This is a genomic window from Sinorhizobium saheli, assembly GCF_001651875.1.
Taxonomy (GTDB): domain Bacteria; phylum Pseudomonadota; class Alphaproteobacteria; order Rhizobiales; family Rhizobiaceae; genus Sinorhizobium; species Sinorhizobium saheli.
This window is the reverse complement of the sequence record NZ_LNQB01000073.1, coordinates 94,527-115,143: the sequence shown is the minus strand read 5'-3', so window position 1 is coordinate 115,143 and position 20,617 is coordinate 94,527. Positions and strand designations below refer to the sequence as shown.

The window sequence follows — 20,617 nt, the reverse complement described above, 5'->3', positions numbered from 1 at the left end:
CGAAAGTGCCGTCAGCCGATCTTGCCGCCGCCCTGCCGGGTGACTGCGACGACTGCCGGGCGCACGGGCATGTCGTCCTTGAAGTCGGGCCAGCGCGTGGCCGGCTTTTCGTAGGTTGCGAGACCTGCGTCGCCCGGGTGCTGGACCGCCAGGAAGAAGGTGTCCGCCGTCGGATTGAAGCTCGGGCCGCACATTTCGGCGCCGACCGGAACGCGGAAGAACAGCTTCGACGTCCCTCGGCCTTCCCCTTCGGTTTCGACCGCCCAGACCCCGTCCGTGCGGCCCGTGTCCTTCTCGTTGTTGCCGTCGGTCGAGACCCAGAGACGGCCGTCGGCGTCGATAGCGCAATTGTCCGGCATGCCGAACCAGCCGTTCTTCGTCGTCTCCGTCGAGAAGGAGGCGCCGACATCGGCAACGCTCGGATCGCCGCATTTCAGCAGGACGTCCCAGCGCGACTTGGTCGAGGCGAAATCGCCGTCGGTCTCCGAGATTTCGATGATGTGGCCGAAGGCGTTCTCGGCGCGCGGATTGGCTGCGTCCACCTCATCCGCCTTGCGCTTGGTGTTGTTGGTGAGCATGACGTAGACCTTGCCGGTCTTCGCATTCGGCTGCACGTCTTCCGGCCGGTCCATCTTGGTCGCGCCGAGTGCGTCGGCGGCAAGGCGGGCATCGATCAGCACGTCCGCCTGCGAGGCGAAGCCGTTCTCCGCCGTCAGCGGGCCCTCGCCATGGACGAGCGGCATCCAGGTGACCGTGCCGTCCTCGTCGAACTTCGCGACATAGAGCGTGCCGTCGTCGAGCAGGTCCATGTTCGCGGCGCGATCGTCGGGGTTGAAGGTGCCTTTCGTGACGAACTTGTAGACGTAGTCGAAGCGCGAGTCGTCACCGCAGTAGAAGACGACGCGGCCGTCCCTGTTGACGACGGATTCGGACCCCTCGTGCTTGAAGCGGCCAAGGGCGGTGCGCTTCTTCGGAACCGAGTTCGGATCGAAGGGATCGACCTCGACCACCCAGCCGAAGCGGTTGGCTTCCGTCGGCTGCTTGGAGAGGTCGAAGCGGTCGTAGAACTTCGACCAGGCATATTCGCCGCCCGGCGCTCCGAGGCGCTGCAACTGCTTGAACTCCGGATGGTCCTCGGCGATCTCGCCGCCGAAATAGCCGTTGAAGTTCTCCTCCGCCATCACATAGGTGCCCCAGGCCGTGACGCCGCCGGCGCAATTGTTGATCGTGCCGAAGACCCTGGTGCCGGTCGGGTCGTCCGGTGTCTTCATGCGGTGGTGGCCCGCGGCAGGGCCGTGGATCTGCATTTCGGTGCTGGCGGTGATGCGGCGGTTGTACTTGCCGTCGAGTACCGGCTGCCACTTGCCGCCGACCTTGCGGATCTCGATGATCGTGCCGCCGTGGGCGGCCATCTCGATGTCGACCAGTTCCTTCGTGTATTCGCCGAGAGCGACCTTGTCCTTCTCCTTGCCGTCCTCCGTAACCTTGTCGACGCGGGCGAAGTTCGGGAACATGAGCTCGGCATTTGTATATTCGTGGTTGACGACCAGCAGGCCGTGGTCCGGATTGCCGTCGAGCGGAATGAAGCCGACATAGTCGTTGTTGTAGCCGAACTGGCGGCTCTGGGCTTCCGCCGTCTGGTTCAGCGGATCGAATTCCGGGCTGTCGGCGAAGACCTTGTCGCCCCAGCGCAGGAGGATATCCGCATCATAGCCCTCGGCGACGTGGTGCGTCTCGTCGACGCCGGCTTCGACTTCCTTGAAGTCGAACCGCGATGCCCCGCCGCTCGCTCTGGCCTCGTCGGCCGAGAGCAGTGCAAGCGGGCTGACGGTCGTCGAAATCGCCGCCACCGCGAGCGAGCCGCCGATGAAGGAACGGCGCGAGAAGCGACGGTTGATGATGTCGCCCATGGTCGGATTGGCGGAACAGTTCCGGCTGATATCCTCCCGTTCTTCCCGCTCTTCCGTCAGCGTCTTGAATTCGGTTTCTTCCGGCAGGCCGAGATGCTTGTCCATGGTCTGGTTCTCCTCGTTGGACGATCGAAGCCGCCGCGCTGGCACGCGGCGTCCGTCCGTCGCTCTAGCAGCCAGCTCGTGACAGTTCTGCGACAGTTCGATGAAGAGATTGCGGCACCCGCTCGTCAAGGAATTTGTGGGCTGGGATGCATGCGCCGACCGGCGGGGGGACGAATGCCGGTGACGGTGTTTTCCGCTCCGTTTCGCGCTAACGTTGCTCGAATCGATCACAGCCATTGTGATGCCGGGGGAACCGATGTTCGAGGCCATAGCCCTTCTTGCCTTTGCCATGGCGCTCGTCGCCTTCCTCCGCGGCCGCAACACCGCGGAGCGGCTCGATGCGGAGATCGAGAGCCTTAAGGCGGAGATCGCCCGGCTGGCGCGGCAGCGCGTGGCGGAGCCAGCAGCCGAGATCGCGCCTCCTGAAGAGGCGGAGGCCGCACCGGAGGCCGTGCCGCAGCAAGAACCGGCCGAGGGGCCGTGGTCGCAGGCACGCCAGGGCGCCCGAATCTTCGGAGGCGAGGCAGCCCAGGAACCCGCCGCCGAGCGGGTCGCGCGCGAGGAACCCGTCGCGGCGGCGGTCACGCAACCGGTCGCGGCCGCAAGAGGCGAGAGCCTCGAGAGCCGGATCGGCGGCCGGTGGCCGGTTTGGGTGGGCGGGCTCGCGCTCGCGCTCGGCGGCTACTTCCTCGTGCAATATTCGATCGAAGCGGGGCTGTTGAGCCCGGCCGTCCGGCTGACGCTTGCCGCCGCCTTCGGTCTTTTCCTCGGGGTCGTCGGCGAGGTCATCCGACGCCGCGCCGTGCCGACGATCGCCGACCGGTTCCGCAATGCGATGATACCGGGCGTGCTGACCGCTGCCGGTGCCGTGACGCTCTTCGGCGTCGTCTATGCGGCGCACGGGATTTACGGCTTCATCGGAGCGGGCACCGCCTTCACCCTCCTGGCGCTGGTTTCTCTCGCGACCGTCGGCCTCTCCCTGCTGCACGGCCAGGCGCTTGCCGGGCTGGGCCTCCTGGCGTCGCTGCTGACGCCGCTTTTCGTTTCGAGCGACGAGCCGCGGCCCTGGGTGCTGTTCGGGTTCCTTACGATAGCGTGGTTTGCGACGCTCGCCGCATCGCGCCTGCGCCGCTGGACGGTGGTGCCCACGCTCGCCAATATCGGCCTCGGTCTCTGGGGACTGGCCTACGTCGCCTTGTCCACGCCCTTCGAGGCGCCGCCGGTCGCCTTCGCGCTTCTGGTGATGCTCGCCGGCGTCGGCCTGATCTGGCCCGGTAGTGCCGAGCGCCAGGCGGGGCCAGGCGCAACAGCGAAACCGGCCAGGCCAGAAGCCGCCGTGGCCGGTGCGTGGGAGAGGCTCTTCACGCCGCCTCACGCAGCCATCACCATCTCGGCGGCGGTCGTTTCGACCGTTCTCGCCCTTCTCTTCATCAGCCCGGCGGTCAACGCCCTGCGCTTTCCGGTCACCGAGTTCGTGGTCGTGGTTGCGGCCCTTGCCGCCGCGGGCGCCATGCGGCCGACGGCAGTCTATGCCGCGCTGTTCGCCGCCTTCGCGGCCATTGCCGGCATCTGGAGCCTGACCGCCCTCAGCGGCGTTCTTGCCTATCTCGATCCATCGCTCAACCTGCCGGCGCCCGAAATTGTCGTCTCGGGCCTGACGGCGATGCTGACGGCGATGACCTTGTCGGCGCTTTTCGCCCTGTTCGGAACCTTCGTGCTTGCCCGGCGCCCGGCCGCGAACCGGCAGTTCGCGATCCTCTGGGCGGGCGTTGTGGCCGTCGTGCCGAATGCGCTGCTTGCCATGTCGTTCCTGATGACGGGCAACTTCGCCTTCGACCTGTCGCACGGGCTTGCCGCCTTTGCCGGCGGTCTCTTCCTGCTCGGTCTCGTCGAATGGCTCTATCGCGGCCGAGTCGAGGAGCTCGATCTCGCCGCCGGCCTGCTGGTGCTCGGCTCCTTCGGCCTCTTCGTCATTGGCCTGCATGCCTGGACCGACGGTCTTGCCACGACGCTCCTGATTGCATTCCTCGGTGCCGGCTATACGTTCGCGACGCGTCTTCGCGCCTGGCCCGTCCTTCCGTGGATAACGGTCTCCGCTGCCGTCGTCGTCCTGGCGCGGATCGCCTGGGAGCCCACGATCGTCGGCGCGGGCGCCCTCGGCAGGACGCCGGTCTTCAATGCGCTCCTGCCGGGCTACGGCATCCCGGCGCTGCTGCTCGTCGCATCCGCTTATCTGATGCGCGTCTCGCCGCACACACGGGTGCGCAATCTCCTGCAAGCGCTCGCGAGCCTCTTCGTGTTGCTGACGCTCGCAATCCTCGTGCGCCATGCGATGAACGGCGGCGTGCTCGACAGCTCCGTTCCGACGCTCGGCGAGCAGGCGATCTACACGCTGCTCGCGATCGGCGCCTCCGGCATCTTCATGACGCTCGACGGACGGTCGCCGAGCCCGGTGTTCCGCTACGGCGGCATGGTGCTCGGGGCCCTGTCGATGCTCTCGGTGCTTTCGGCGCATCTTGTCGGCCTCAACCCCTATTTCAGCGGCGAACTGCTTGGAAGCATTCCGTTCTTCGATCTGCTTCTGATCGGCTATCTGCTGCCTGGCATAGGCTATGCGGGTCTTGCCTGGTACGCGCGCGGCAGGCGACCGCTCCCCTATGTGATGGCGCTCGCCGTCAGCGGCGCCGTGCTTGCCTTCGCCTGGGCGACCCTGAGCGTCCGCCGTTTCTGGCAGGGGGAGAACGTCGCCGACTGGAAGGGTTTCCTGCAGGGAGAGACCTATACCTATTCCGTAGTCTGGCTCGTGCTCGGCGTGCTGCTCCTGGTCGCCGGCTCGCATTTCAATGCGAAGAGCATCCGCATCGCCTCGGCCGTGCTCGTCTTCATCGCGGTCTTGAAGGTCTTCCTGGTCGACATGTCCAATCTCGAGGGCGTCCTGCGGGCGCTCTCCTTCATCGGCCTCGGCGGCGTCTTGATCGGCATCGGGCTCTTTTACCAGAAGATCCTGTCGGGCGGCGGCGACGCATTCGCCGGCGAGGCCGATGGGGGCGAGGGGAGGGGCCGCGCATGACCCGACTTCCGGCGCTTGCCGCAGCCTTCGCGCCGCATGGGGAGTTGGCCGCCGCGCTTCTGCCCCATGCCTTTGCCGGGAACGACGGCTCGCACGACGCATCGCATCTCATGCGCGTCTGGAAGAATGCGCAGCGAATCCAGGCGGAGGAGGGCGGCGACAGCCGCCAGCTTGCCGCCGCCGTGCTGCTTCACGATTGCGTCGCGGTCGAGAAGAACTCGCCGCGGCGCGCCGAGGCCTCGCGGCTTGCCGCCGAAAAGGCGTGGCAAGTCCTCGACGGTCTCGGCTGGCGCACCTTGGACATCTCGGCCGTCGCCCACGCGATCCTCACCCACAGCTTCTCGGCGAACATCCCGCCGGAGACGCTGGAGGCGAAAATCCTGCAGGATGCGGACCGGCTCGACGCCATCGGCATGGTCGGCGCTGCCCGCTGCTTTTACATCGCCGGGCGGATGGGGAGCGGCCTCTATGATCCGCTCGACCCGCTGGCCGAGGCCCGGCCGCTCGACGACAAGGCCTTCGCAATCGACCATTTCGAGACGAAGCTCTTCCGTCTTGCGGATGGTTTCCAGACGAAGGCGGGGCGGCGCCTGGCGGTCGAGCGCGAAGCACGGCTGCGCAGCGTGCTTGCCATGCTGGTCGATGAAATCTAAATCTTTCAACATGTTGCCGCCGTGCGGTGAATCGGCTTGCGAGCGGTTTGAATCAATTTCTGAATTTGGAAAAAAGCGATGGAAGTGATCGGCATCAACATTCATCCCCTGAAAAGCGGGCGCGCCGTGCCGCAAACGGCCGTCAAGGTCAATCTCGACGGGCTCGCCGGCGACCGACGCTTCATGCTGGTCGAGCCCGATGGCCGTTTCATCACGCAACGCGAATTGCAGGCGCTGGCGCAGGTGGAGGCGCGGCATGCCGATGGCGGCGTGCACCTCAGGATGAACGGCGAGGAACTGTCCGTCCGATTCGATCCGGACCGCCGCCTCGATGTCCGCGTCTGGTCGAGCGACGTCAACGCCGCCGTCGCCGATGATGCGGCCAACGCGGCGCTTTCCGGCTGGTTCGGCCGCCCCGTCAAGCTCGTGCATATGGACGAGGCGGCCGAACGCTTCGTCGGCGCCGAATGGGCGGGGACGGCGGCACCGGTCGGATTCGCCGACGGTTTCCCGGTCCTCATCACGACGACGGGCTCGCTCGCCGACCTCAACCGGACGCTCGTCGAGAAGGGGCAGGAGCCGGTGGGGATGGAACGCTTCCGCACCAACATCCTGATCGACTGCCAGGAACCCTGGGAGGAGGACCTTTGGGAAAGCCTGGAGATCGCCGGCATCGCCTTCGACCTCGTCAAGCCCTGCGCCCGGTGCATCATGACGACGCAGGACCAGGTGACCGGCGAGCGCATTGGCGGCAACCCCATCCAGGGGCTTGCCGAAAAGCGCATGTCCGCCGATCGCCGCGTCGCGGGCGTGCTCTTCGGCTGGAATGCCGTGCCGCGGGGCGAGGGAACGGTGAGGCTTGGCGACGAGGCCAGGATCATCCACCGGCGGGCCGAGCGCTGGCCGATGAAGCAGCGTCCGGCCAGATGAACGCGATCGGCAGTGGGCATCGTTGAGGGCGCGCTTGCGCCTGCGGCATCAATTTCCGTGATCCTTGCCTCAATTTAATTGGCTTTCCTCAGTTTGCGGGCATCGCCATAGTATGGGCCCTCATCAACCGGAGCTTGTTCATGTCCGCTGTTTCACCAGCCGCCACCCGCGCCATCGAGCGCAGCAGCTTGCCGTGGCTCATCATCGTCGCCGGCTCCTTGATCGCCATGCTCACCTTCGGCCCGCGCTCCGCCATGGGCTTCTTTCAGTTGCCGATGCTCGCCGACAGGGGTTGGGACAGGACGACCTTCGGTCTGGCGATGGCGCTCCAGAACCTCTGCTGGGGACTTGGCCAGCCGTTTTTCGGGGCGATTGCCGACAAGTTCGGGACCTGGCGGGTGCTCGCGCTCTCCGGCCTCGTCTACGCCTCGGGCCTTGTCACGATGGCCTTTGCCGACGCGCCGATCTGGCTCCATATCGGCGGCGGCGTGCTCGTCGGCCTCGGCGTCGCTTCCGGCTCCTTCGGCATCGTGCTTTCCGCCTTCGCCCGCAACGTCGCGCCGGAGCAGCGTTCGCTCGCCTTCGGCGTCGGCACCGCCGCCGGTTCGGCCGGCATGTTCCTGTTCGCGCCGCTGAGCCAGGGGCTCATCTCCGCCTATGGCTGGTCCGACAGTCTCGTCTATCTCGGCGTCTTGATGCTGCTCGTGCCGCTCTTCGCCATTCCGCTGCGCGGCAACGCCACCTCCGGCCGCCAGTCGGAGGCGCTTTACAAGCAGACGGTCGGCGAGGCGCTCAAGGAGGCGTTCGGTCATCGCAGCTACCTGCTGCTCGTCTCCGGCTTTTTCGTCTGCGGCTATCAGGTCGCCTTCATCACCGCGCACTTTCCCGCCTATCTCGGCGATATCGGCATCGACGCGCGCTATGCGGTGATCGCGCTCGCCCTGATCGGCTTCTTCAACATCATCGGTTCGTTGTCGGCGGGCTTCATCAGCCAGCGCTATTCGAAGCCCTATTTCCTCGCCCTAATCTATCTCGCCCGCTCGGTCGCCGTCGCCGCCTTCCTGCTGCTGCCGCAATCGCCGGCTTCGGTGATTGTCTTCGCCATCGTCATGGGCCTCCTGTGGCTCTCGACCGTGCCGCCGACCAACGCGTTGGTGGCGATCATGTTCGGCACGCGGCATCTGGGCCTTCTCGGCGGCATCGTCTTCCTGTCGCACCAGATCGGCTCGTTCCTCGGCGTCTGGATGGGCGGCTATCTCTACGATCGCTTCGGCTCCTATGATCCGGTCTGGTGGGTGGGTGTCGCGCTCGGCGTCTTCGCCGCGATCGTCCATTGGCCGATCGAGGAGCGGGGCGTCTTGCGCCCTGCCATGGCCTGAGAGAAGGGCAATGCGTCCGGCAGCACCGGGCGCATTGCCTGTTTGCGACACTTGAAATCTGTCGCAAAACTTTCTAAATCAGTGGCAGCGGCCTCAGCCGCTTTTGTTTTGCTCCAATTATGCTCAGTGTGAGCATAATTGGTCCGGTGCCGGAAACGGCGAGAGGAGAGCCTGATGACCAGACCCGTTCTTCATGCGGAGAAAGCGCCCGCTCCGGCCTTTGTGAGCGCGGCGGCGCGCTACGGCGTCATCGAAAAGCCGGACCTCGCCTTCACGCCGGCAATCGCGCGCGAGACCGAGCATCTCTACGAGAAGGTCAAGGATTTCATCCCTCCGTTCGAGTGGGCCGCCTATGCCCCCTATGTCCACGCGATCAACCGGCTGAAGAAGGAGCGCAACGCGGTCATCCTGGCGCATAATTACCAGACGCCGGACATCTTCCACTGCGTCGCCGATATCGTCGGCGACTCGCTGCAGCTCGCGCGTGATGCCACCAGGGTCGATGCCGAAATCATCGTCCAGTGCGGCGTGCACTTCATGGCGGAGACGTCGAAGCTGCTCAATCCGGAAAAGACCGTTCTGATCCCGGACGTCAAGGCCGGCTGCTCGCTTTCGGAATCGATCACCGGCGCGGATGTGCGCCTGCTCAAGGAGCGCTATCCCGGCGTGCCGGTCGTCACCTACGTCAATACCTCGGCCGAGGTGAAGGCGGAGACCGACATCTGCTGCACCTCGTCCAACGTGCTTGCCGTCGTGGAAAGCCTCGAATCCGACACGGTGCTCTGTATCCCGGACGAATATCTGGCGATGAATGTCGCCCGCCAGACCAACAAGAAGATCCTGACCTGGAAGGGCCATTGCGAGGTCCACGAGCGCTTCACGGCGAACGAATTGCTCGCCTACAAGGAAGCCAATCCGGGCATCGAGATCATCGGCCATCCGGAATGCCATCCCGACGTGATCGCCGTCTGCGACTTTTCCGGCTCCACCGCGGGCATGATCAACTATGTCAAGGACAAGCGGCCCGAGCGGGTGCTGCTCGTCACCGAATGCTCGATGGCCTCCAATATCCAGGCGGAAGTGGAGGGCGTCGATTTCGTCAAGCCGTGCAACCTCTGTCCGCACATGAAGCGCATCACGTTGCCGAAGATCCTCGACAGCCTGCTCAACATGACGGAAGAGGTTCTGGTCGATCCGGCGATCGCCGACCGCGCACGCCTCGCGGTCGAGCGCATGGTGAACCTCAAGCAGTGATCTGAAGCCGGGCGGATTGCCCGAAGTCCATGCATGTCGTGGAGGAGTGACCGAGCCATGCTGACCGACCATTTTCGCCCGCAATCCTTCAACGGGATCGATGACATCGTCATCGTCGGCGGCGGGCTTGCCGGGCTCTTCTGCGCGCTGAAGCTGGCGCCGCGTCCCGTCACCATTCTCGCCGCCGCCCCGATCGGCCACGGCGCCTCCTCGGCCTGGGCCCAAGGCGGCATCGCCGCGGCGATGAGCAATGGCGATACGTTCGAAAAGCACGTGGCCGACACGGTCGCCGCCGGTGCCGGCATCGTCGACGAGAAGATGACGCGGATGATGGTCGCCGAAGGGCCGGCGCGCATCCACGACCTGCTCGAATATGGCGTGCCCTTCGACCGCGATCTCGAGGGCAAGCTCCTGCTTTCGCGCGAGGCGGCGCATTCCGAGCGCCGCATCGTCCGCGTCAAGGGCGACATGGCCGGCAAGGCGATCATGGAGGCATTGATCGCCGCCGTGCGCCGGACGCCCTCGATCCGGGTGCTCGAAGGCTATGTGGTCGAGGAACTGGTGCGCGAGGGCCGCTTCATTTCCGGCGTCGTCGCCAGGCCGGATGCCGGCCAGTCGAAGACCCGCGTTTCCTTCCCCGCGCGCGCCGTCGTGCTCTGCTCGGGCGGCGTCGGGCATCTCTTTGCCGTCACCACCAACCCGTGGGAAGCCTGCGGCCAGGGCGTCGGCATGGCGGCGCGGGCCGGTGCCATCATCGCCGATCCGGAATTCGTCCAGTTCCACCCGACCGCGATCAATATCGGCAAGGACCCGGCACCGCTTGCGACCGAGGCGCTGCGCGGCGACGGCGCCATCCTCGTCAATTCGGCGGGCCGCCGCTTCATGCTCGACATCCATCCGGACGGCGAACTGGCGCCCCGCGATGTCGTGTCGCGCGGTGTCTTCGCCGAGGTCAACGCCGGGCGCGGCGCCTTCCTCGACTGCACCAGGGCCGTCGGCAAGCACTTCCCCGAGATGTTCCCGACCGTCTATGCCTCGTGCATGGCGGCGGGCATCGACCCGGTGACCCAGCCGATCCCGGTTGCCCCGGCAGTGCATTACCACATGGGCGGCGTGCTGACGGACGGGCAGGGGCGGACCTCGATCGACGGCCTCTGGGCGGCGGGCGAGGTGACCTCGACCGGCGTTCACGGCGCCAATCGCCTCGCCTCGAACTCGCTGCTCGAGGCGGTGGTCTTTGCCGCGCGCATTGCCGAGAACATCAAGGGCACCCTGCCGGCGCCGAAGCTCGCCGCCTGGGGCGACGATGCCGGCGAGAACGACGATCCGGTGACCGTCGAGGACAGCCCGCCCTTCAAGGTGCTGCGCGGCCTGATGAGCGAGTGCGTAGGCGTCGTGCGCACGCGCGAGAGCCTGACGCGCGCGATCCGCGAGATCGCCGAGCTCGAGCGGGCCAACACCCGCCTGCGCTTCGCCAATATCGTCACGACGGCCAAGCTCATCACCGTCGCCGCCCTGCAGCGCACGGAAAGCCGCGGCGGCCATTTCCGTGCCGATTGCCCGACGGAACGGCCGGAATGGCAGCGGCGCACCTACCTGACGCTCGCCCAGGCCGAGCGCCTGGCGTCGGACGTGGCCGAGACCGCGCCGGCCTGACGATAACTCACGAGACCTCAACAGCAGGAAAGACAACATGACCGCCGCTCTTCGCCCGGAACTGCCCGCCCTTCTGGCCGAGGAGCAGGTGAAAGCCGCCCTGCTGGAGGATCTCGGCCGCGCCGGTGACGTCACCACGCTTGCGACCATCGGCCCGGACATGACGGCCACGGCGCACATGAGCGTCCGCGAAGCGGGCGTGATCGCCGGGCTGGAGCTCGCGCGCACGGCCTTCCGCCTGATCGATCCATCGATCCGCTTCGAGGCGCTCGCCGCGGACGGCGACCGCGTGGCGCCCGGCACGGCGATTGCTCAAATCTCCGGCCGTGCCCGCGGCGTGCTTTCGGCGGAGCGGGTGGGGCTCAACTTCCTCATGCATCTCTCGGGAATCGCGACCTACACGGCGAAATTCGCCGACGAGATCGCCCATACGGCGGCAAAAGTCTGCTGCACCCGCAAGACCATTCCCGGTCTTCGGGCCCTGGAGAAATATGCCGTCCGCCTCGGCGGCGGCTCCAATCATCGCTACGGCCTCGACGATGCGGTGCTGATCAAGGACAACCACATCGCCGTCTCGGGCGGCGTCGCCGGTGCGATCCGCGCCGCGCGCGCCTATTGCGGCCACCTCGTCAAGGTCGAGGTCGAGGTCGACGGAGTTGCGCAATTGCGCGAGGCGCTGACGGCGGCACCCGACGTGGTCCTGCTCGACAATATGGGGCCGGATCTGCTCCGCGAGGCGGTCGCCATCAACGCCGGACATTGGGGCCTCGCCGCCGCCGACTATGCGGCCGATCCGCGCCGGACCCTGCTGGAAGCTTCCGGAAACGTGAAGATCGAAACGATCCGGGCGATCGCCGAAACCGGCGTCGACTACATCTCGACCTCGAAGATCACCATGGCGGCGCCGACGCTCGACATCGGGCTGGACGTGTCGATCTAGGTAGCTGCGCCACCGCAACTTTGCCGCGCCGGGGCGGAACGACCCCGCCAGCCGCGCGTTGTCCCTCATCAGCCCGAGAGGATGAGGAGGGACTTCCGATGACGAGAACGATGATCGCGATTGCCTGCGTGGCGGCAATGGCGGCTTCCGCTTCGGCGCAGCAATCGTCGCAGACGGCCACCGCCGAGTTCATCGGCAAGGACGGCACCGACATCGGACGGGCCACTTTGACGGCGGGCGGGAAGGGCGTGCTGATCGAAATGGAGATCAGCGACCTGCCGAAGAACACCTGGGTCGCCTTCCATGCTCACGAGAACGGGCGCTGCGACGCAAAGGAAGGTTTCGAGTCCGCGGGCAAGCATTTTGCCGGCGAGGACGAGAACGCCGAACACGGCTTCCTCGCCTCCGATGGCCCGCATGCGGGCGACTTCCCGAATCACTATGTGGGCGCCGATGGCGTCCTTCGCGCTCAACTGTTCAACGGCTTCCTGTCGCTTGACGACAAGGGAAACGCAATTCGCGGCCGCGCCCTCGTCATTCACGCGCACTCCGACGACTATCGCAGCCAGCCGGCCGGCGACGCCGGTGACCGCCTCGCCTGTGCGGTCGTGAAATAATGCCGGTCGCGCAACAGTGCGCAGCTGTTTTTCCGTGAAGCAGGGATCAACGCCCGCCGACCTTGAGGCCGGGGGCGGGCCGCTCGTCGAGGATCTGCCGGCGGAAGCGGAAGAGCGCTGCCGGCCGCCCGCCGGTGGAGGAAAGCGTCTCGCCGGTCGGCTCGACGAGTTCCGCCCCTTCGACGAGGCGGCGGAAATTCTGCTTGTGCAGATGACGGCCGGAGATCGCCTCGACGGTCGCCTGCAGGTCCGTGAGCGTGAAAGCCGGCGGCATCAGCTCGAAGACCACCGGCCGGTATTTGATCTTGCCGCGCAGTCTCGCGACGGCAGTGGCGACGATCCGGCGATGGTCATGCCGCATCGCCAGGCCGATCGCCGGGTTGTCGGGATTGCGGCAATGACCGTCGATCACGGCCTCACGCACCAGCCCCACCTCGTAGAGCAGCTCGTAGCGTTCCAGCACGCGCTCCTCGTCCCAGGGGAAATCGTCGAGTCCGAAGGCGAGGCGCACGCGCGACCGGCGCTGCACGGCGGACTTTTCATCGCCCGGCAGGCCGGCCTCCCACCGCGCGAGCGCCGGCAGGATCGTCTGGTCGAGAATCGCGGGCCGTCCCTGACGCCAGTCTTCCCAGGGCAGGTAGCCGTACCAGTCCCGCCAATGGGCACCGGCCTCGGCCAGCCGCTCGTTGTCCTCGGCGTCCGTGCGCGTCAGCGCCAGATAGCCGACGGAGACCATGTGCTTGCCTTCTTCTCCCGGCAGGCGCTGGCGCCCGCGATCGCCGAACGTATAGAGCTGCTCGATATAGCCGAGCTTGAGTGCGGTCTGCTTTTCTACATGGGCGCGGAGGTTGGCCTCGAAAGTGCGATGATGCGCCGGGTCGAAGGGTCCGAAGGGCAGGCTGTCGCGCGTGTCCGCGTCCGCCTCGCTGGCGGCGAGAATGCGCGGGCTGCGGTTGACGACGGCGACGATGACGGCGTTGAGCCCGATCTCGACCGTGACCGGCTGCCCTTCAACCGGCATGTCGCGCCTTCTCCGGACGGAGCGGCAGGACGAAGGGGGCATTGCCGTCCGCGTCCGCGCCGCGGCCAATGGACCGCACGGCCGCGACCAGCCGTCCTTCGCGTGACAGGGCCTGGTCGCCGATCTCCACGAGTCGCATGTTCGGCGTCGCGAACGGCGAGGCAAGCCGCAAGCGCCTGGCGAGCGCGTCGTCGTCCTGGTCTGGCTCGACGGCAAGGGCTGCGATCAGCGCTGCGGCGGGCGAACGCGAAACGCCCATCCAGCAATGGATGAGCAGCGGCCGCGTGCGGTCCCAATCGCGGGCAAAGTCGATTATGTGCCGGACGTGCTCCTCCTGCGGCGCGATCAGGTCGCCCGTTCCGGCAAAGCTGATGTCGTTGACGCCGAGCGTCAGATGCTTCGCCTGGTCTATCACTGCGGGACGGTGAAAATCCTGACCCCTGGCGAGCAGGCTCAGCATTTCCCGGCAGCCGTGGCGGACCGCCATTTCGGCAATGCGCGCGAGCGGCGAGACGACGATGCCTGCCATGTCAGGCCTCCTGCCTCGTCTCGGCGCGTTCCGTTTCAAGCGCATCGAAGCGGGCCGCGAAGAGCCGTTGCGCCTCGATCGCCGGCAGCGGGTCGATCAGCAGCGTCTCGCGCGTGATCCCGCGGGGCTGGCCGAAGAACTTGCGGGCCTCCTCCGCCGAAAAGCCGGCAAGCTCCGTCGCCTCGAAATAGGCGGCGACGCGGTCCGCCTTCTTGATGCGCTCCTTGAGCTCCCTCGGGGTATGCGGCGGCAGGCCGAAGCGCAGATGGACGGCGCTTTCCAGCCGTTTCTCCACCGTCTTGTAGCCGCCGCCGACGACCGCCTTGAACGGCGAGATCATGTCGCCGATGACATATTCCGGCGCATCGTGCAGCAGCGCCATCAGGCAGTCCTCGGCGTTGCAGCGGTTGGTGCGGCGGAAGATATCCTCGACGAGGAGGCTGTGCTGGGCGACCGAGAAGGCGTGGTTGCCGGCGGTCTGCCCGTTCCAGCGCGCCACGCGGGCAAGCCCGTGCGCGATATCGGTCAGTTCGACATCGAGCGGCGAGGGGTCGAGAAGATCGAGCCGCCGACCGGAGAGCATACGCTGCCAGGCGCGTGCATTGATCATGCGCTTGCCTCGTCGGCTTCGCTCGGGAAGGCGAGGCCGGTCCAGCCCGGCAGCGTCAAGGTCACCGGCACGTCGCCGGCAAGGATGGCCTCGCCCTTGGCAATCGCCTCGCCCGCCTTGTCGATCCGCACGATCCCAAGGCCTGCCCTGTCCTGCACGGTGCCGAGCGCGCCGATCGGCCGCCCGTTGACGGCAATGGTCGTGCCCGTCGGCGGGAGGAGCGTCTCGCCGGCAATGATGACGACCCGGCGGCGCGCGCTGCCGCGGTGCTGCATGCGGGAGACGACTTCCTGGCCGACATAGCAGCCCTTGCGGAAGGAAAGACCGCCGTTCAGATCCATCAGCACATCATGTGGGAAGGCGTCCTGCAGGGCGTAATCGCGGCCCGAAACGGCGACCCCGGCCGAAATCCGCAGCCGGTCGAGATCGGCGAGCCCCGCGTTCGAGGCGATCGTATCGCCATAGAGGCGGAAAACGGAAGTCCCGGCTTTTTCAAACCGATGGTCGCGATAGCTCTTGGGAGGCCGCTCCTCATCGAAGGTGACCGCCACCGCCGCCGGCGACTGCAGTGAAAGCTCCACCGCCGAGCGCAACTTGTACATGCTCAACCGCTTGAGCAGCGGCTCGGCCTGGTCGCTGGACGTCTCCAGCTGCAAGGCCTCGCCATCGCGGGAAATCAGGAAGTCGAACAGGATCTTGCCCTGCGGCGTCAGCAGCGCGCCGGGCCTGGCTTCGTCCGAAGCCAGCGCGCCGATATCCGTGGTGATCAGGCCCTGAAGAAGCGGCTCGGCGTCCTTGCCGGAAACGCGGACGACGGCGCGGTCGTCGAGGCAAAGCTGGGGCATAAGTCGAATCCTGTTCTCTTTACGCAAAGAGGTAGGATGTCCGCCGTTGATCGGCAAGCGTGCTTCAATCGCCGGCGATGAAGAATTTCCAGCGGCCGTCCGGCGTGATGCCGACGCGATAGAAATTGTAATTGCCCAGTTCTTCCATGCCGGCGAAGTCCCCGGCGGTGACCAGCCGGAACAGTTCCACCTTCTCCGGCGGTGTCAGCGATGCCAGCGGCTTTTCGGCAAAATAGGGCCAGACATAAGCCTCGTCCGGCGTGCCCTTGTCGGCCAGGACGAAGCCGGTCGACAGGACGTCGAGGAGGATCGCGAGGATTTCAATGCCGTCCTGGTCGCCGGAGAGCCCCTTCAGCGTCGCGATCGGGTCCTCGTCGCCGGTTCCAGCAACCTGCGTCTGGGTCGGGCCCTTGCCGAGCAGCGGCCGCAAGCGCTCTATGTCGCCCGAGGCGGCGGCCTCGACGATCAGTTCGCGCATGCGGGCGACGGGGGCGGGGATCTTGGCGACGTCCGTCAGCACTTCGACCGGCTCGAGCACTTCCGGCGCGGCACCTTCGTCGCCCTCGGCGCCGGCCGCCTTGTCGACCAGCGGGTCGGGCATCGGGATTTCGAGCGGAGCCTGTTCTTCCGGCGCGGCCCCGTCGGGCTCGTCGGCCGGCGCGGCGTTCTCGCCACCGGCAGCGGGCGCAGGAGCCCCCTGGAGTTCGCTGAGTGCCAGCGCAGGTGCGGCCGTCACCGGCGCGCAGATCGTCACGCTCGCCAACAGCAACGTAACGAGGCGAACCGGGAGGACCCGGTTTGCAAGGTTCCGGCTCATGGGAAGTCCTGACGTTACTGGATTGTCCGCTGTGGCGAGAACTCGCCGGCAAGCATGCGCTCGCGAAGCGAATTCAGCATGGCCTCGGCACCTTCCTCGCCATGGAGCCGGATCGTCTCGCGCATGGCCAGCGCGATTGCCGCATCGGCGATGATCTCGGGTTCGATGCCGTCCGCCATGCCGTCGGCCCAAGCCTCGTTCTGATGTTCAAGGGCCGCCTGCATCTTTTCATGGACAATCATGTCATCGATGTCTGTCAGGCTGGGTTCCATCATTCGTTCCATGCAGCTTCCAATACATGCGCTCGGCTAACCTGGACCCTCTCCGCTGAACCGGGACTGAACGGGCGGAAAGGCCGGTCACTTCTTACCACTCTCTTAACGAACTTAGCAGCCTTTTCCCGAAACGACACGGGCTGCCTACAAAAGAGGTTAACTTATCCCTAATTTCCAAAGCGGGCGATGATTTCTGAGGCGAGTGTTGCACCTTCGGCACGGTATCGCGCTTCGGCGAGGGTCGCCGGTTCCGTGCAGGTTGTATAGACCGATGCGAAGGTCCTATACCCTCGGTTGAAGGCGGCGGTCAGGCGCTCGCGTCGCCTCGGCTCGTCGGCCGTCTCCTTGTCGATCAATTCCTGCACGGAGCGGCGCCAGCTATCCTCCGGCCGGCCGACGCACAGATTGCGCAGGTAGTGGACCGATCCGAGAATTTCCGCGAGGCGGATCAGCCGCTGATCATAGGGCGTCGCCTTTTCCTCCGCGGCCGGGAGAGGCGGGCTCTGCACGCTCTCCTGCGGCGATTGTGCATCGGGCGCCGTCTCCTGCGCAACCGCGCCCGCCGCGACGAGGAGGAGAAAACCCGACAAAAGAAGCCTGAACGAGAACGGCGCGCTGATCATGGGCCTATCAAATCCGAATCGTCGTCCGTTGCAAGGCCGCCGCCGGAAGGGTCTTCCACCGGGACGCCGTGCAGCTTCGCCACGCAGTCGCGAACGCTGTCGGGAACGGGCAGCGCGAAGATTTCCGCCGGCGTGAACCAGCCGAGGCCGGCGGCATCGTCGCAGGCGACGGCGACCGTATCGGGATCCGCCTCGACGGTGAAGACCGAGAGCAGGAAGTGGCGTCCGCCGGGCTCCTTCGCGGGCAGGTCATAGGTTTCAAAGGGCAGGGGGTTGCGGCCGCGGATGCCGGTCTCCTCGGCAAGCTCGCGCAAGGCGGTCTCCGCCGGCGTCTCGCCGGGCTCGGCCCTGCCGCCGGGAAAGGCATACATGTCCGCCCATGGCGGATTGGCCCGCCGGACCAGGAGATAGCGCCCCTCCCGTTCGATGATGGCGGAGGAGGCAGGTTCGGGTTGGCTCGGCATTTCAGTGTCCAGATCCAGATCGGTCGTTGACCCATCCTATGCGAAGTGCCACATCGATGTCATGTGCGGACGATTTGCGCTGACGGCGACGCCGGAAGAATTGATCGAACTGTTCGGCCTGCTGGAGGCGGAGGACTTTCCGGCACGGTTCAACATCGCGCCGACGCAGCCGATCATCGTGATCGTCGCCTCGGACCGGGCGGAGCCCGGCAGCAACCTGCCGGAGCGAAAGGCGCTTCTCGTGCGCTGGGGCTTCACGCCGGGCTGGGTGAAGGACCCCCGCAAATTTCCTCTGCTCATCAACGCCCGCGCCGAGACCGCCATCGGCAAGGCCGCCTTCCGCGCGGCGATGCGGCACCGCCGCATCCTGGTGCCCGCCTCCGGCTTCTACGAATGGCGCCGCCCGCCGAAAGGCAGCCGCGAGCCCTCCCAGGCCTATTGGGTCCGCCCGAAGAAGGGCGGCATCGTCGCCTTCGCCGGCCTGATGGAGACCTGGTCTTCCCCCGACGGGTCGGAGGTCGACACGGCGGCGATCCTGACGACCGACGCAAACCGGACCGTCCGCCCCATCCACGACCGCATGCCAGTGGTGATCCAGCCGGAAGACTTCGCCCGCTGGCTCGATTGCAGGACCCAGGAGCCGCGCGACGTCACCGGACTCATGGTGCCGGCCGCTGAGGATTACTTCGAGGCGATCCCGGTGTCCGACAAGGTGAACAAGGTCGCCAACACCGGGCCCGAGCTTCTGGACGAGGTCGAGCCGGTCGCGCCAGCCGCAAGGAAAGGCAGTGCCGGCGACCGGGACGACGACGGGCAGATGTCGCTGTTTTAGGGTTGGCTTGTGGTGCGGGAAGGTCGAAATGGCCTCTCATCCGCCTGCCGGCACCGCCCCAAATCCCTCTCCCCGATCGGGAAGCGTTAGGGTGAGGGCAAATGCGCCTTAAGTGCTCAAGCCGAACGCTTGACGTGCTTGCGACCGGCCGGCTTGACCTTGGCCTGCAGCGCCGCGGCGAGCACGGCTTTGAGGCCGAGCGGGCGGTATTGCGCCAGGAGATCGGTTGCGGGCGGCTTCGTTTCGGCGGTTTTTGGGGGCTTCATCGCATGTGTTCCTTGGTGTTTCCCTGATTGAGAACTTTTCTTCTTCGTATTTTGAACGAAAACGATGTCCCCGTTGTTCCTCGGGAAACAGGATCCGACGCAGCCTGAGGCTGCATTCGCGAATCGCCTTCCCTCGTCGCGATGTCAGATAAGCCAAATCATGACAAATCCGTGGCCGCCGTGGTTGCGTGCGCCTCGCCTCTTGACCGGCGCGGAGCGACGCGCGATAAGGATCGCCATGAAAACGGTTATCTGCATTATCTGCCGGAAGATTATTCGCTAGCGCTCCGCTGGCCTGGCCGTTTTCGTCTCCAGAAATCCAAGATGACAAACGTGCGGGGCGCTATCCGGGCGCATATTCCGGTGGTTGCATGCAGGCTTGGAGATTTGGGATGGGCGGAATGCCGAGTTTGAAGCTGTACAACACGCTGACGCGCGAGAAGGCCGATTTCCGGCCGATCGATCCGCAAAACGTCCGCATGTATGTCTGCGGCCCGACGGTCTACGACTATGCCCATATCGGCAATGCGCGGCCGATCATCGTCTTCGACGTTCTCTTCCGGCTGCTGCGGCACGTCTACGGCGAAAATCACGTCACCTACGCCCGCAACATCACCGACGTCGACGACAAGATCAATGCGCGGGCGCTGCGCGACTATCCCGGCCTGCCCCTGAACGAGGCGATCCGGCGCGTCACCGAGAAGACCGAGACGCAGTTTCTCGACGATGCCGCCGTCCTCGGCTGCCTCGACCCCACGGTGCAGCCGCGCGCCACCGAGAACATCGCCGAGATGATCGAGATTATCGGAAAGCTCATCGCCAAGGGCCATGCCTATGAGGCCGAGGGCGAGGTGCTGTTCGACACGACGTCGATGGCCGACTACGGCCAGTTGTCGAAGCGCAATCTCGAAGAGCAGCAGGCTGGTGCCCGCGTCGCCGTCGAGGCCCACAAGAGGAGCCCGGGCGACTTCGTGCTCTGGAAGCTGTCCGAGGATCATGAGCCCGGCTGGGACAGCCCCTGGGGCCGGGGTCGTCCCGGCTGGCACATCGAATGCTCCGCCATGAGCGGGCGCTTTCTCGGCGAGGTGTTCGACATTCACGGCGGCGGGATCGATCTGATCTTCCCGCACCACGAGAACGAGATCGCCCAGTCGCGCTGCGCCCACGGCACCGACGTGATGGCGAATGTCTGGATGCACAACGGCTTCCTGCAGGTCGAAGGCCGCAAGATGTCGAAGTCGGAAGGCAATTTCATCACCATCTACGAGCTTCTGCATACGGAGAAGTTCGGCGGCCGCAAGTGGCCGGGCGAGGTGCTGAGGCTGGCAATGCTGATGACGCACTATCGCGAGCCGATCGACTTTTCGGTCAAGCGGCTGGAGGAGGCCGAGCATCTCCTGTCCAAATGGCCGGTGCCCGGTGATGCGACGGGCGAGGCGGAGCCGGCGATCGTCGCGGCGCTTGCCGACGATCTCAACACGGTGGCGGCGATCCAGGCGCTGCATGCCCTGGCGCAGAAAGCCGCTGCCGATTCGAAGTATCTCGGCGCCTTCGCCGCAAGCGCCGCGCTCATCGGCGTCGTGCCGAAGGAGATCGAGCTGGACGAGGCGGTCGTCGAAGAGATCGATGGGCGCGTGCGCGCCCGCCTCGAACTCCTGAAGGCGAAGAACTATGCCGAGGCGGATGCGATCCGCGCGGATCTCCTGGCGCGCGGCATCCAGCTCAAGGACGGCAAGGACCCGGAGACCGGCGAGCGTGTGACGACCTGGGAGGTGAAGCGGTCACAGGCCTGACCGTCACGACCGGCGTCGGCCAGCAGGA

20 protein-coding genes are annotated in these 20,617 nt (G+C 66.1%); 10 read left to right on the top strand and 10 right to left on the bottom strand.

From position 1 onward, the window contains the following. Positions 1 to 11: 11 nt before the first annotated feature. On the bottom strand, positions 12 to 2,015 hold the full coding sequence (locus ATB98_RS13975) for a PhoX family protein (RefSeq protein ID WP_066874601.1): 2,004 nt from the start codon (positions 2,013 to 2,015) through the stop codon (positions 12 to 14). Positions 2,016 to 2,271: 256 nt separating this feature from the next. Here ATB98_RS13975 and ATB98_RS13970 point away from each other — a divergent pair, with 256 nt between their 5' ends. From ATB98_RS13970 to ATB98_RS13935, 8 genes are all read left to right on the top strand, one after another. Further along, on the top strand, positions 2,272 to 5,085 hold the full coding sequence (locus ATB98_RS13970; protein WP_066875562.1) for a DUF2339 domain-containing protein: 2,814 nt from the start codon (positions 2,272 to 2,274) through the stop codon (positions 5,083 to 5,085). Then, entirely contained in the window at positions 5,082 to 5,738 is a 657-nt protein-coding gene (locus ATB98_RS13965) for an HD domain-containing protein (RefSeq protein ID WP_066874599.1), read from the top strand. Before ATB98_RS13970 ends, ATB98_RS13965 begins: the two co-directional genes overlap by 4 nt. Positions 5,739 to 5,816: 78 nt before the next feature. Further along, the gene (locus ATB98_RS13960) at positions 5,817 to 6,668 is read left to right on the top strand and encodes an MOSC domain-containing protein (RefSeq protein WP_066874597.1); all 852 of its coding nucleotides are present in this window, start codon (positions 5,817 to 5,819) and stop codon (positions 6,666 to 6,668) included. A 140-nt stretch (positions 6,669 to 6,808) separates the two neighbouring features. Beyond that, positions 6,809 to 8,047 (top strand): MFS transporter, encoded by a 1,239-nt coding sequence (locus tag ATB98_RS13955; RefSeq protein WP_066874595.1) that lies wholly within the window; start codon positions 6,809 to 6,811, stop codon positions 8,045 to 8,047. Positions 8,048 to 8,221: 174 nt separating this feature from the next. Then, positions 8,222 to 9,301, top strand: coding sequence for a quinolinate synthase NadA (gene nadA, locus ATB98_RS13950; RefSeq protein ID WP_066874594.1), 1,080 nt, complete (start codon positions 8,222 to 8,224; stop codon positions 9,299 to 9,301). 57 nt (positions 9,302 to 9,358) lie between these two features. Further along, complete coding sequence (locus ATB98_RS13945) at positions 9,359 to 10,957, top strand: L-aspartate oxidase (RefSeq protein WP_066874591.1); 1,599 nt, start codon at positions 9,359 to 9,361, stop codon at positions 10,955 to 10,957. Between the two features lie 37 nt (positions 10,958 to 10,994). Beyond that, the gene (gene nadC / locus ATB98_RS13940) at positions 10,995 to 11,897 is read left to right on the top strand and encodes a carboxylating nicotinate-nucleotide diphosphorylase (protein WP_066874589.1); all 903 of its coding nucleotides are present in this window, start codon (positions 10,995 to 10,997) and stop codon (positions 11,895 to 11,897) included. A 98-nt stretch (positions 11,898 to 11,995) separates the two neighbouring features. Next, positions 11,996 to 12,514 (top strand): superoxide dismutase family protein, encoded by a 519-nt coding sequence (locus ATB98_RS13935; RefSeq protein ID WP_066874587.1) that lies wholly within the window; start codon positions 11,996 to 11,998, stop codon positions 12,512 to 12,514. Between the two features lie 46 nt (positions 12,515 to 12,560). Here ATB98_RS13935 and ATB98_RS13930 read toward each other — a convergent pair whose 3' ends face one another. The 8 genes from ATB98_RS13930 to ATB98_RS13895 form a co-directional block, all read right to left on the bottom strand. Next, positions 12,561 to 13,577 (bottom strand): NUDIX hydrolase, encoded by a 1,017-nt coding sequence (locus ATB98_RS13930; protein ID WP_066874585.1) that lies wholly within the window; start codon positions 13,575 to 13,577, stop codon positions 12,561 to 12,563. Beyond that, positions 13,525 to 14,064 carry a tyrosine phosphatase family protein gene (locus ATB98_RS13925; RefSeq protein ID WP_066874583.1) on the bottom strand — a complete coding sequence of 180 codons (540 nt, stop codon included), beginning with the start codon at positions 14,062 to 14,064 and terminating at the stop codon, positions 13,525 to 13,527. Before ATB98_RS13925 ends, ATB98_RS13930 begins: the two co-directional genes overlap by 53 nt. 1 nt (position 14,065) lies before the next feature. Then, on the bottom strand, positions 14,066 to 14,674 hold the full coding sequence (locus tag ATB98_RS13920) for a YfbR-like 5'-deoxynucleotidase (protein WP_066874581.1): 609 nt from the start codon (positions 14,672 to 14,674) through the stop codon (positions 14,066 to 14,068). Then, positions 14,671 to 15,519, bottom strand: a complete 849-nt coding sequence (gene ygfZ / locus ATB98_RS13915) for a CAF17-like 4Fe-4S cluster assembly/insertion protein YgfZ (protein WP_066874579.1) — start codon at positions 15,517 to 15,519, stop codon at positions 14,671 to 14,673. Before ygfZ ends, ATB98_RS13920 begins: the two co-directional genes overlap by 4 nt. A gap of 64 nt (positions 15,520 to 15,583) precedes the next feature. Next, the gene (locus ATB98_RS13910; protein ID WP_066874577.1) at positions 15,584 to 16,336 is read right to left on the bottom strand and encodes a hypothetical protein; all 753 of its coding nucleotides are present in this window, start codon (positions 16,334 to 16,336) and stop codon (positions 15,584 to 15,586) included. 14 nt (positions 16,337 to 16,350) lie between these two features. After that, positions 16,351 to 16,620: a hypothetical protein gene (locus tag ATB98_RS13905; protein WP_085939040.1), complete on the bottom strand. Its 270-nt coding sequence runs from the start codon at positions 16,618 to 16,620 to the stop codon at positions 16,351 to 16,353. A 158-nt stretch (positions 16,621 to 16,778) separates the two neighbouring features. Next, on the bottom strand, positions 16,779 to 17,234 hold the full coding sequence (locus tag ATB98_RS13900) for a TIGR02301 family protein (RefSeq protein WP_066874575.1): 456 nt from the start codon (positions 17,232 to 17,234) through the stop codon (positions 16,779 to 16,781). Continuing rightward, on the bottom strand, positions 17,231 to 17,698 hold the full coding sequence (locus ATB98_RS13895) for an NUDIX hydrolase (protein WP_066874572.1): 468 nt from the start codon (positions 17,696 to 17,698) through the stop codon (positions 17,231 to 17,233). Before ATB98_RS13895 ends, ATB98_RS13900 begins: the two co-directional genes overlap by 4 nt. A 61-nt stretch (positions 17,699 to 17,759) precedes the next feature. Between ATB98_RS13895 and ATB98_RS13890 the strand changes: the two genes are divergently transcribed. After that, positions 17,760 to 18,530, top strand: coding sequence for an SOS response-associated peptidase (locus tag ATB98_RS13890; RefSeq protein WP_066875561.1), 771 nt, complete (start codon positions 17,760 to 17,762; stop codon positions 18,528 to 18,530). Positions 18,531 to 18,646: 116 nt separating this feature from the next. Here ATB98_RS13890 and ATB98_RS29490 read toward each other — a convergent pair whose 3' ends face one another. Next, a complete protein-coding gene (locus ATB98_RS29490) occupies positions 18,647 to 18,796 on the bottom strand; it encodes a hypothetical protein (protein ID WP_167354076.1) in 150 nt (49 codons plus the stop codon). A 392-nt stretch (positions 18,797 to 19,188) separates the two neighbouring features. On the opposite strand from ATB98_RS29490, the gene cysS reads away from it, so the two are divergent. Further along, positions 19,189 to 20,589 carry a cysteine--tRNA ligase gene (gene cysS / locus ATB98_RS13885; protein WP_066874570.1) on the top strand — a complete coding sequence of 467 codons (1,401 nt, stop codon included), beginning with the start codon at positions 19,189 to 19,191 and terminating at the stop codon, positions 20,587 to 20,589. Positions 20,590 to 20,617 lie beyond the last annotated feature (28 nt).

Excerpts from the sequence above, each read along its gene's own strand:
- ATB98_RS13975 (WP_066874601.1), bottom strand. The coding sequence starts at position 2,015 with ATGGACAAGCATCTCGGCCTGCCGGAAGAAACCGAATTCAAGACGCTG.
- ATB98_RS13970 (WP_066875562.1), top strand. The coding sequence starts at position 2,272 with ATGTTCGAGGCCATAGCCCTTCTTGCCTTTGCCATGGCGCTCGTCGCC.
- ATB98_RS13965 (WP_066874599.1), top strand. The coding sequence starts at position 5,082 with ATGACCCGACTTCCGGCGCTTGCCGCAGCCTTCGCGCCGCATGGGGAG.
- ATB98_RS13960 (WP_066874597.1), top strand. The coding sequence starts at position 5,817 with ATGGAAGTGATCGGCATCAACATTCATCCCCTGAAAAGCGGGCGCGCC.
- ATB98_RS13955 (WP_066874595.1), top strand. The coding sequence starts at position 6,809 with ATGTCCGCTGTTTCACCAGCCGCCACCCGCGCCATCGAGCGCAGCAGC.
- nadA (WP_066874594.1), top strand. The coding sequence starts at position 8,222 with ATGACCAGACCCGTTCTTCATGCGGAGAAAGCGCCCGCTCCGGCCTTT.
- ATB98_RS13945 (WP_066874591.1), top strand. The coding sequence starts at position 9,359 with ATGCTGACCGACCATTTTCGCCCGCAATCCTTCAACGGGATCGATGAC.
- nadC (WP_066874589.1), top strand. The coding sequence starts at position 10,995 with ATGACCGCCGCTCTTCGCCCGGAACTGCCCGCCCTTCTGGCCGAGGAG.
- ATB98_RS13935 (WP_066874587.1), top strand. The coding sequence starts at position 11,996 with ATGACGAGAACGATGATCGCGATTGCCTGCGTGGCGGCAATGGCGGCT.
- ATB98_RS13930 (WP_066874585.1), bottom strand. The coding sequence starts at position 13,577 with ATGCCCCCTTCGTCCTGCCGCTCCGTCCGGAGAAGGCGCGACATGCCG.
- ATB98_RS13925 (WP_066874583.1), bottom strand. The coding sequence starts at position 14,064 with ATGGCAGGCATCGTCGTCTCGCCGCTCGCGCGCATTGCCGAAATGGCG.
- ATB98_RS13920 (WP_066874581.1), bottom strand. The coding sequence starts at position 14,674 with ATGATCAATGCACGCGCCTGGCAGCGTATGCTCTCCGGTCGGCGGCTC.
- ygfZ (WP_066874579.1), bottom strand. The coding sequence starts at position 15,519 with ATGCCCCAGCTTTGCCTCGACGACCGCGCCGTCGTCCGCGTTTCCGGC.
- ATB98_RS13910 (WP_066874577.1), bottom strand. The coding sequence starts at position 16,336 with ATGAGCCGGAACCTTGCAAACCGGGTCCTCCCGGTTCGCCTCGTTACG.
- ATB98_RS13905 (WP_085939040.1), bottom strand. The coding sequence starts at position 16,620 with ATGGAACGAATGATGGAACCCAGCCTGACAGACATCGATGACATGATT.
- ATB98_RS13900 (WP_066874575.1), bottom strand. The coding sequence starts at position 17,234 with ATGATCAGCGCGCCGTTCTCGTTCAGGCTTCTTTTGTCGGGTTTTCTC.
- ATB98_RS13895 (WP_066874572.1), bottom strand. The coding sequence starts at position 17,698 with ATGCCGAGCCAACCCGAACCTGCCTCCTCCGCCATCATCGAACGGGAG.
- ATB98_RS13890 (WP_066875561.1), top strand. The coding sequence starts at position 17,760 with ATGTGCGGACGATTTGCGCTGACGGCGACGCCGGAAGAATTGATCGAA.
- ATB98_RS29490 (WP_167354076.1), bottom strand. The coding sequence starts at position 18,796 with ATGAAGCCCCCAAAAACCGCCGAAACGAAGCCGCCCGCAACCGATCTC.
- cysS (WP_066874570.1), top strand. The coding sequence starts at position 19,189 with ATGGGCGGAATGCCGAGTTTGAAGCTGTACAACACGCTGACGCGCGAG.